Annotated in this window: 3 protein-coding genes; all 3 read left to right on the plus strand. The window is 72.1% G+C overall.

Features of this window, described 5'->3' with window-relative positions; genetic code table 11:
• The coding region (locus tag Q7W29_02920) for a multiheme c-type cytochrome (GenBank protein ID MDO9170761.1) at positions 1–806 on the plus strand (806 nt) is incomplete at its 5' end.
• Positions 775–1,584 carry a hypothetical protein gene (locus Q7W29_02925; GenBank protein MDO9170762.1) on the plus strand — a complete coding sequence of 270 codons (810 nt, stop codon included), beginning with the start codon at positions 775–777 and terminating at the stop codon, positions 1,582–1,584. The genes Q7W29_02920 and Q7W29_02925, both read left to right, overlap by 32 nt.
• A gap of 30 nt (positions 1,585–1,614) precedes the next feature.
• On the plus strand, positions 1,615–2,025 hold a 411-nt coding region (locus tag Q7W29_02930), incomplete at its 3' end, for an exonuclease domain-containing protein (protein MDO9170763.1).

Raw genomic sequence — 2,025 nt, forward strand, 5'->3', positions numbered from 1 at the left:
CGATGTCCGCGCAGGAGGAGACCTTCCTCGTCGACGACCCGGCGACCGTCCTGCGCGACCTGCTGCCGCGGATGCGCGCGGCCGGCGCCGAGACGGTCGTCCTGCTGGCGCACCTCGGCGACGCGAAGTCGGAGGAGCTCCTCAAGCAGGTGCCCGGCATCGACGTCTGCGTCGTGGGCCACACGCAGCAGCCCTACCGGACCGAGCGCGTCGTGGACCAGACCGCGTTCCTGGCCTCTTCCTTCGAGGGCCGGTACGTGGGCCGGGCCGAGTGCTTCTTCGGCGTCGGGGGGCGGCTGGAGGCCGTCGACGTGACGATCGGGGATCTCGGCAAGGAGGTGGCCGACGACCCGGTGATGCTCGAGCGGGTCGAAGCCGTGAAGCAGAAGCTCGAACTGGCGCGCCTGGCCGCGCGCGGCTCCTACCAGCCCGTCCAGGGCTCGGCCGACGAGAAGTTCCTGACCGAGCGGGAGTGCCGCAAGTGCCACCAGGCGATCTGGGAGCAGCTGCGCACCTCGCCCCACGCCGCGGCCCTGGGCACGCTGGCGCGCAAGGGCCAGTCGGACAGCCCCGAGTGCCTGGTCTGCCACACCACCGGCTACGTGTTCATCGGCGGCTACGACGACCGTCCGCCCGGCAACCTGCTGGCCAACGTCCAGTGCGAGGCCTGCCACGGCTACGGCACCGAACACAGCCGCGACGGGAAGTGGGCGGCGCGCGCCCGCAGTTCCTGCGTCACCTGTCACGACCAGCAGAACAGCCCGAATTTCGACTATGAGAAGTACTGGGAGCAGATCAAGCACTGACCCGCGGCGCGCCGCGGCGATCCTCGCCGCCGCCCTGCTGGCGCTCTGCGCGCCGGGCGGGGCGGCGGCTCTCGACGTGTTCACGCTGTGGCAGCGCGCCGAAGCGCCGCTGTCGCTCGCCGTCGGGGACCGGGTCGACTACAGCAACACCACGCTCGAGGCCGGTCGCCGCACGACGGAACTGGTGCGCGTGCAGTGCGTGGGGGACGGGGCCGACGGCTGGCTGCTGGAGATCCTGCCACTGGAGGCGACGCCGCGCGGCCTGGCGCCCCGGCCCGGGGAGGGGCTGCGCCTGGTCCTGTCGCACGACGTCTCCCGACGCGAAGGCGATCTCGCGGCCCTGGTGCGGCGCGTCGTGCAGTGGAGCGGGGGTCGCGGCCGCACCCTGGATCCGCAGGAGTGGCGCCACGACCCGCTGGTGGCGTCGCTGCTGGACGCGGACTTCCGGCCCGACGTGGTGTCGACGCAGGGGCCGACCACCCGCGTTGTCGGCGGCGCCGACCTGCTCTGCAGCCAGTTCACGCTGGTGGCCGCCGACACCGCGCGCATCACGCTGCCCCGGGGCGAGATGATCCAGGTCCACCGGCGCGAGATCAGCGTCGCGGTGCACCCCGGCGTGCCGTTCCTGGGCCTGGCCTTCGCGGCGGAACGCTCCGAGACGAGCGCCACGGTGATCCCGGCCGGCCGGCGCAGCCCGCCGCCGCCGACCCAGAAGGTCGAGACCATGGAACTCGTTGGCTACGGGCGCGATGCGGCGCCCGCGCTGGCCGGGAGTTGAACCGAGCGGTGCGATGTGATATGATGAATCATGCTGTCACGTGAACTGAGCCAACTGCGGGAACAGGCCCGCCTCCATCTGCTGCGTCGCAACGCCCCCTGCCAGGCGCAGGAACTCGCGCGCCACCTCTTCGGCCCCGAGCGCCACGAGACGCCCGAAGCGGTGCTGGTGGTGCGCAAGCTGCTCGAGAGCCTGCCGGACGTCGCGCGCGCGCACGACGGCCGCTGGATCGCCCTGGACGCCCCCTTCCTCGACGTGCCCCTAGACGCCGCGCGGCTGGTGGCGGTCGATTTGGAGACCACCGGCAGCCTGATCGGGGTGGACTGCATCATCGAGGTCGGACTCGCGGTCTGGGAATCCGGCCAGGTGGTCCAGCAGTTCAGCAGCCTGGTCCACAACACGCGCCGCGTTTCGCCGCGCATCCGCAAGCTCACGGGCATC

The sequence above is a fragment of the bacterium genome (genome assembly GCA_030654305.1).
Lineage (GTDB): Bacteria > Krumholzibacteriota > Krumholzibacteriia > LZORAL124-64-63 > LZORAL124-64-63 > PNOJ01.

What these genes read in the sequence shown, in the direction of transcription:
- Q7W29_02925 (MDO9170762.1), top strand. Translation starts at nt 775, where the DNA reads ATGAGAAGTACTGGGAGCAGATCAAGCACTGACCCGCGGCGCGCCGCG.